General features: G+C 70.6%; 6 protein-coding genes. 2 read left to right on the top strand and 4 right to left on the bottom strand.

What is annotated here, in order from left to right; all coding sequences use genetic code 11:
• Positions 1 to 866: hypothetical protein (locus ON27_RS04315; protein WP_051046214.1), on the top strand; the 866-nt coding region annotated here is incomplete at its 5' end.
• Here ON27_RS04315 and ON27_RS04310 read toward each other — a convergent pair.
• A complete protein-coding gene (locus tag ON27_RS04310) occupies positions 838 to 1,158 on the bottom strand; it encodes a hypothetical protein (RefSeq protein ID WP_043719630.1) in 321 nt (106 codons plus the stop codon). The two genes, ON27_RS04315 and ON27_RS04310, sit on opposite strands and share 29 nt — an antisense overlap.
• 244 nt (positions 1,159 to 1,402) lie before the next feature.
• Here ON27_RS04310 and ON27_RS04305 point away from each other — a divergent pair, with 244 nt between their 5' ends.
• Positions 1,403 to 1,738 (top strand): RNA polymerase-binding protein RbpA, encoded by a 336-nt coding sequence (locus ON27_RS04305; RefSeq protein WP_043719627.1) that lies wholly within the window; start codon positions 1,403 to 1,405, stop codon positions 1,736 to 1,738.
• Positions 1,739 to 1,812: 74 nt separating this feature from the next.
• Here ON27_RS04305 and ON27_RS04300 read toward each other — a convergent pair whose 3' ends face one another.
• The 3 genes from ON27_RS04300 to ON27_RS04290 all read right to left on the bottom strand — a co-directional run.
• Entirely contained in the window at positions 1,813 to 2,595 is a 783-nt protein-coding gene (locus ON27_RS04300) for an ABC transporter permease (RefSeq protein WP_043719632.1), read from the bottom strand.
• An 89-nt stretch (positions 2,596 to 2,684) separates the two neighbouring features.
• Positions 2,685 to 3,677, bottom strand: a complete 993-nt coding sequence (locus ON27_RS04295) for a daunorubicin resistance protein DrrA family ABC transporter ATP-binding protein (protein WP_043719623.1) — start codon at positions 3,675 to 3,677, stop codon at positions 2,685 to 2,687.
• Positions 3,674 to 7,680 (bottom strand): non-ribosomal peptide synthetase (locus ON27_RS04290; protein ID WP_043719620.1); only part of this gene is annotated, 4,007 nt, incomplete at its 5' end. The genes ON27_RS04290 and ON27_RS04295, both read right to left, overlap by 4 nt.

Here is a 7,680-nt window from a genome sequence, read left to right as displayed (position 1 = left end):
AGTTCGGCTTGGCGTTCTTCCTCTACAGCCTCACCCTGGCCTGGCTGTTGTCGTTGCCGCACCGGGGAAGCCGAGCTACCTGGTGGCTGGGCACCGTCTTCGCCGTCACCGGCTTCGTCGACGTCGGCTTCATCGTGCTACAGGCCGCGCGCGGCACGTTCAGCCACTTCAACACCGAAGACGATCCGGTGAATTCGATCGGTCAGATCGTCTTCGCCTCCGGCGTGCCCGGCCTGTTCCTCGCCAACCTGCTCATCGTGCTGATCCTGGCCTGGCAGCGGTTGGTGGACCGGCCGACGGCGCGGGCGATCCACGCCGGTCTGGCACTGGCCGTCGTGGGCATGGCGCTGGGGTACCTGATGGGTTTCACCGGCAAGCAGCTCGTCCGCGACAGCGACGGGCGGATCGTCGAGCTGGCCGCCGGTCACACGGTCGTCTCCGACGCGAGCGATCTCGCGCCACGCGATGCGATGGGCGGCATGCCGCTGACCCACTGGAGCACTGTCGGCGGTGACCTGCGCGTTCCGCACTTCGTCGGGCTGCACGGCATCCAGGTGCTGCTGCTGGCGGCCGTCCTGCTGGCCCGGCTGGCTCCGCGCTATCGCTGGCTGCGTCCGGAGCGCGCCCGCGCGGACGTCGTCGGCGTGCTGGCGGCCGGGTATGCCGGCCTGCTCGCGCTCGTCTTCTGGCAGGCGATGCGCGCGCAGTCGCTGGTTCACCCCGACACGGCCACCTGGCTCGCGGCCTGCGGCCTCGCCGCGACCGTCGCGGCGCTGCTCGGCGCGGTGTATCTGCGGCACGCGGGCGCGGCACGGCGTGGCACGGCGGCGGAGCCGGTCAGCGCAGACGTTCCGCGTCGCGGGTGAGCTCGACCAGCGTCTTGCCCAGCGCCGCCAGCTCCTCGGGCGTCGCTCCCTCCTCGATGGCGGTGGTGACGTCCTCGGCGGCGCAGCGGGCGGCGAACCAGCGATCGGCGAGGTCGGCGGCCTCTTGGGCGCTGAGCACCACCGCGTCGTCGGGTATCCCGGTTCCCTTCAAGCTGTTGCGGTGTTCGTAGGCGCGTTGGCGACAGGACTGACGGCAGTACCGGCGACGACGGCCGGCCTCCGATTCCACGATCTCCCGCCCACACCACTGGCAGGACAAGCGGCGCGACATGAGGCAGAACACTAATCGCTCGCCGCGGGCGATCCGCTCAGCGACCCCCGGCGAATCCTTCCGGGCCGGGCGTGGCGAGCTCGGCGCGCCGCGGGCACTACAATGGAACGGTTCACCGCGGCCGCGTCGGGAACTATCGGCGCAGGCCCGATCGTTGTACTTCAAGGTCCACCGAGCGCCCCGTGCACTCGTGCGGACACCGTGGCAGCGCACGAAGACTCGAGCACACAGGGAGAGGCACACCATGGCAGATCGCGTACTCCGAGGCAGCCGGCTCGGAGCGGTGAGCTACGAGACCGATCGCGACCACGACCTGGCTCCGCGTCGGATCGCCCGCTACCGGACCGACAACGGCGAGGAGTTCGACGTTCCGTTCGCCGACGACGCCGAGATCCCGCCGACCTGGCTGTGCCGCAACGGCCAGGAGGGCGTGCTGATCGAGGGCACCACCCAGGAGACCAAGAAGGTCAAGCCGCCGCGCACGCACTGGGACATGCTGCTGGAGCGCCGCAGCAAGGAGGAGCTCGAGGAGTTGCTCAAAGAGCGCCTCGAACTGCTCAAGACCCGTCGCCGCGCCTGACGGCCCGCGAACACCGAACGGCCGCCGCATCGTCGGATGCGGCGGCCGTTCGCTGTTCGTCCCACACCCTCCGGTCAGTGACTGGCCACCTTGCGGTAGCGCAGCAACGCCAGTGGCACGGCCAGCACGAGAATCGCCACCGAGCAGGCCACCGCGTACTCGACACAGTGGTCGGCCGCCCAGCCGCTGGGCGGGACGAAACTGGGCGGGGAGTCGTTGTCGAACAGCTTGCGTCCCGCCGCCGAGACCGCGGTGATCGGATTCCACTCGGCGATCGTGCGCAGCGGGCCGGGCAGGGTCTCGGCGGAGATGAACGCCGAGGAGATGAACGTCAGCGGGAACAGCCAGATCAAGCCCGCGCTCTGCGCCACCTCGACGGTCGGGGACAGCAAGCCGGTCAGCGCGCCGACCCAGGACATCGCGAACGCGAACAGCAGGATCACCGCGAACGCCAGCGCGGCGTCGGCGAGGCTGCCGTGGATGCGCCAGCCGACGATGTACCCGCACCCCACCATCACGGCCAGGCTGAGAATGTTCACCACGAGGTCCGACAGCGTGCGGCCCATCAGCACGGCCAAGCGCGACATCGGCAGCGCCCGCATCCGGTCGATGATGCCCTTCTGCAGATCCCCGGCGAGACCGACCGTGGTGAACGCGGCGTTGAACGCGACCGTCTGCGTGAAGATGCCGGCGAGCAGGAACTCCCGGTACTGGCCCCCGCCCAGCGAGGCGCCGAAGATGTAGGCGAACAGGAACACGAACATCAGCGGCTGGATCGTCGCGGTCACCAGCAGGGTCGGCACCCGCAGAATAGTGAGCAGATTGCGGTGCGCGACGATCGCGCTGTCCCGGAACAACCGCAGCCGCGGGCCGGAATCCTGCTGAGCGGCTGACGCTTTCGGCTCGGACTTCGGCTTCGGGGCGACCTCCCGCACCATGGCCGTGCTCACGACATGATCTCCTCTTGTACGTCGTCGGTCTCCGGTTCCGCGGCGGTCGGGTTGCCCGGCTTGCCGGTGAGGGAAAGGAATACGTCGTCGAGGCTGGGCCGGTGCACGTTCGCGTCCACCACGCAGACGCCCGCGTCGTCGAGCCTGCGCAGGGCCTCCACCATCGTGCGCGATCCGTCGCCGACCACCACCCACACCTCGTCGGTGCCCGCCTCGTGGCCGGGCTCCCCCACGCCGATCTGCGCGAGCACCGCCAGCGCGGGCGCCGCGGCCTGCCCGGCGGCCAGGGTGACGGTGAGCCGGTCACCGCCGATCGAGGTCTTCAGCTCGTCGGCCGAGCCGCGGGCGATGACCCGCCCGTGGTCGATGACCGTGATGCGGTCGGCCAGCAGATCGGCTTCTTCCAGATACTGCGTGGTCAGCAGCACCGTGGTCCCGTCGTCGACCAAGTCGCCGATCACTCGCCACATGTCCAGCCTGCCGCGCGGATCCAGGCCGGTGGTCGGCTCGTCCAGCACGACCACGGGGGGCCGGGCGACCAGCGCACCCGCGAGGTCGAGCCGCCGCGCCATGCCGCCGGAGTATGTGCCCGCCCTGCGATGCGCGGCGTAGTCCAGCCCGAGGGCGTCGAGCAGTTCGCCGGCTCTGGCGGTCGCCTGTCGCGGGGACATCCCGTACAACCGGGCGACCATGCGCAAATTCTCGTAGCCGGACAGGTTGGCGTCGACGGCGGCGTACTGGCCGGACAGACCGATCCGTTTGCGCGCCGCCGCGGGGTCGCGCAGCACGTCGATGCCCGCCACCCGCACCGATCCCGCCGATGGCTTCAGCAGCGTGGTGACGATCCGCACGGTCGTCGTCTTCCCCGCGCCGTTGGGACCGAGCAGGCCCATCACGGTACCGGTGGGGATTCGTAGGTCGACCTCGTCCAGCACGCGGGCCCGGCCGTAGTTCTTCACCAGGCCGGCGACCTCCACCGCCAAACTCACCTGTGCGTCTCCTTCGTCTCCAGCCACTTCCGCAGCACCGGCCCGATCACCGCCAGCGCTTCCGGCGCGGTCATCGCGGAGTGCGCGCAGCGCAGCTCGTGGTCGTGGACGGCGCCGGTGACGTACGGCTGCCAGGCGGCGGCGCGCCGGTCCGGGTCGGCCCGGTTGATCGGGTCGTCGCCCGCGGTGAAGAACAACAGGTCGCCGTCGAACGCGCGGGGGCGGAAGCTGTGCGCGAGCACGGTGCCGTTGTCGTAGCCCGCGTAGAGCCGCTCCAGATGTTCCACGGTCAGCGCCGCGAACGGCCCGGAGCCGGCGCGCAGCAACTCGGCCGCCTCCCGCAGGCTCATCTCCGGATCGATCTGCGCGCCGAGTTCGGCACTGCCGAATTCACCGACGATCTCGGCGACGCTCGGAGTCGCGTGTTCGAGCAGGTCGTCCGACAGCCGGTAGCTGTCCATCATCGACAGCAGCGCCACCTCGTCGCCGCCTTCCTGCAGCTGTACCGCCATCTCCTGGGCGATCAGCCCGCCCAGCGACCAGCCGAGCAAGTGGTAGGGCCCGTCCGGCTGGATCTCCTTGATCGAAGCCACGTAGCGGCTCGCGGCCTCGCCGATCGACCCGTAGCCGTCCTCCCCCGCCACGTGCGGAGCCTGCAACCCGTAGACCGGCCGATCCGCCGGGAGATGCGCGAGCAATCCCGAATAGCACCAAGCCAATCCGATCGCGGGGTGCACGCAGAACAGGGGCGCCTGACTGGTCGCGGTGCTCGGGCGAATCGGCAGCACCGGCGCCAGCATCGCCGCCACCGCGGCGCCCGAGGACGCGCCCGTCCCGTCCAGCCGCGCCGCGATGGCCGCGGGTGTCGCGTCGCCGAACATCAACTGCACCGGCAGGTCGATACCGGTCTCGCGTACGTGCGCGACCACTTTCGTGGCCAGCAGCGAGTTGCCGCCGAGTTCGAAGAACCCGTCGTCCACGCCCACCGACTCCACGCCGAGCACCGCGGCGAAGGCGGCGCACAGCGCCTCCTCGGTCGGGGTGGACGGCGCTCGATAGCCCTCGCCCGCGGTGAACACCGGCTCCGGCAGCTTCGCCCGATCCAGCTTGCCCACCGGGTTCAGCGGCACTTCGTCGAGCAACATGATCGACTGCGGGACCATGTAATTCGGCACCAGACCGGCCACATGCCCGGTCAGCTCCGCCGCGGTGAGCGACAAGCCGTCGCGCGGCTTCACGTACGACACCAGCGCCGTCGCCCCCGCCGGGGTGCGATGCCCGATGGTGGTGGAGAACGCCACCCCGCCGTGGCGGGCGAGCGCGGCGTCGATCTCGCCGAGTTCGATACGGAAGCCGCGGATCTTGACCTGATGGTCGGTGCGTCCGACGTACTCGATCTCGTGCGCACCGTCCGCCGGTGATCCGTGCTCCCGCGACCCGGCCCACCAGCGCACCAGATCGCCGGTGCGGTACATCCGCTCCCCCGGCTTGCCGAACGGGTTGGCGACGAACCGCTGGGCGGTGAGACCGGGACGGTTCAGATAACCGCGGGCCAGCGCGTCACCGGCGAGGTGCAGTTCGCCGGTCACTCCGATCGGGGCCGGATGCAGTCGCGCGTCGAGGATCGCGGCGTTGACGCCGCGGATGGGGCCGCCGATGGTGATCGGCTCGCCCGGCGTCATCGGCTGCGAGATGACGGTGACGATGGTTGTCTCGGTCGGCCCGTAGACGTTGTAGAGGTTGCGGCCGGGCGCCCATCTGGTCACCAGGTCCGGCGGCAATGCCTCGCCGCCGACCAGCACGTGCTGCAACTCGGTGAGCCCGGTGGGATCGACCGTGCCGAGCGCGGAAGTGGTGATGAACGCGTGGGTGATCCGCTCCCCGGCGAAGACCCGCCGCAGGTCGTCGCCGCCGACCACGCCGGTGGGCGTGATCACCAGGGTCGCCGCGCCGCCGAGCGACAGCAGCAGATCGAGCATCGCGGCGTCGAAACTCGGGGTGGCGAAGTGCAGGACGCGGCAGCCCGGCTGGACGTCGAACCGGTGGGCGGTCTCGGCGGCGAAGTTCGACAAACCGCCATGCGTGACCATCACGCCCTTCGGCGTGCCGGTCGAACCGGAGGTGTAGATCACGTAGGCCGGGTTGTCGATCCGCAGCGGCGCGAGGCGTTCGGTGTCGGCGATCGGCGCGTCCGGCGCGTCCAGCACGAGCGCGCGGAACGCCGGATCGTCGAGCACGATCCACTCCGCGCCGTCGGGCAGCTCGGCGCGGTAGTTCGACAACGTGATGCCGAGCGCCGCGCCGGAATCCGACAGCATGTGCCCGATGCGCTGCTGCGGGTACAACGGGTCGACCGGCACGAACGCCGCGCCCGCCTTGGCCACCGCCAGTACCGTCGCCACCGACTCGATCGATCGCGGAATGCCGAGCGCCACAAGCGTTTCGGGGCCCACGCCGCGCCCGATGAGCACCCGCGCCAGCCGGTTCGTCCAGCGATCCAGCGCGTCGTAGGTCACCTCCGTACCGTCGGCGACCAGGGCGACGGCGGCGCGATCGACAGCGGCCGCCTGCTCGAACACCTCGGGGAAGGTGATCGGCCGGTCGGGTTTCGCACCGCGCACCGGGGCCAGCCCCGACCATTCGGCGGGGTCGAGCAGTTCCAGGTCGCCCACGGCGGTGGTCGGGTTGGCGGCGATCGCGGCCAGCAGCCGGGTCAGTCGCTTGCCGAGCCGCTGCGCGGTCGGCTCGTCGAACAGGTCCATCGCGTAGTTCACCGCGACGGTGATGCCCGCCGGATCGCGTTGCGCGGTCCGCGTTTCGGTGAGGGTGAACTGGAGATCGAACTTGGCGATCCCGGTGTCGATATCGGCGGCCTCGATGCGCAACCCGGGCAGGTCCAGCCCGCCGACCGGCTCGTTGCGGACCGAGAGCATCACCTGGAACATCGGATGGTGCGCCTGCGACCTGGCGGGATTGAGCACCTCCACCAGTCGCTCGAACGGCAGGTCCGCGTGGGCGAAGGCGTCGAGGTCGGTTTCCCGCACCGCGCGCAGCAGGTCGGTGAACCGTGCGCCCGGGTCGATCCGGGTACGCAGCACCAGCGTGTTGACGAACATGCCGATCAGCCGGTCCAGCGCGGGATGCCCGCGACCCGCGATCGGGGTACCGACGGTGATGTCGTCGGTCGCGGTCATCCGGTGCAGCAGCACCGCCAGCGCGGCGTGCAGGACCATGAACAGGCTGACGTTGTTGCTGCCCGCGATCGTCTGCAATTCGCGATGGGTGACCGGATCCACCGCGCACTCCACGGTGCCGCCCCGATAGGACGGGGTGGGCGGACGCGGCCGGTCGGCCGGTACGGTCAACAGCTCGGGAATGCCGTCCAGGGTGTGCCGCCAGTAGTCCAGCTGCTTGCGCACCGCGGCGTCCGGGTCGTCCTCGCTGCCGAGCACGTCCTGCTGCCACAGTGTGTAGTCCGCGTACTGGACCTCGAGTTCGTCCCACTCCGGCGCGCCGCCCGCGCACGCCGCCCGGTAGGCGACCGCGACGTCGACGGCCATCGGCTCCAGCGACCAGCCGTCCATCGCGATGTGGTGCACGACCACGACGAGCACGTGCTGCGCGGGCGCCGAGTCGCTCGCGGCCGGCACCGCCAGCAGCGCGGCGCGAATCGGGACGGTGTCGGCAAGATCGAATCCCGGTGCGGCGAAACGCCGTACGGCGGCCTCCAGTTCCTCGGGCCGCACCGTCGCCCGCGCCAGCGCGATCGCCGCCTCGGACCGGTCGAGCACGACCTGAGCCGGTGCGCCATCGGTCTCCGGGAACACCGTGCGCAGGGTTTCGTGCCTGGCCTGCACCGCATGCAGCGCGGTGACCAGCGCGTCGACGTTCAGGCTGCCGGTCATGCGCAGGACGAGCGGGACGTTGTAGGCGCCCGCGGACTGTCCGGCGCTCGACGAACCGCCTGCGTTGAACCGGTTGAGGAACCACAGCCGCCGCTGCG

Origin of the sequence: Nocardia asiatica NBRC 100129 (genome assembly GCF_000308415.1) — a bacterium.
Lineage (GTDB): Bacteria > Actinomycetota > Actinomycetes > Mycobacteriales > Mycobacteriaceae > Nocardia > Nocardia asiatica.
The sequence above is the reverse complement of the archived record's forward strand: the minus strand, read 5'-3'. Positions and strand labels throughout refer to the sequence as shown.

What these genes read in the sequence shown, in the direction of transcription:
- ON27_RS04310 (WP_043719630.1), bottom strand. Translation starts at nt 1,158, where the DNA reads ATGTCGCGCCGCTTGTCCTGCCAGTGGTGTGGGCGGGAGATCGTGGAA.
- ON27_RS04305 (WP_043719627.1), top strand. Translation starts at nt 1,403, where the DNA reads ATGGCAGATCGCGTACTCCGAGGCAGCCGGCTCGGAGCGGTGAGCTAC.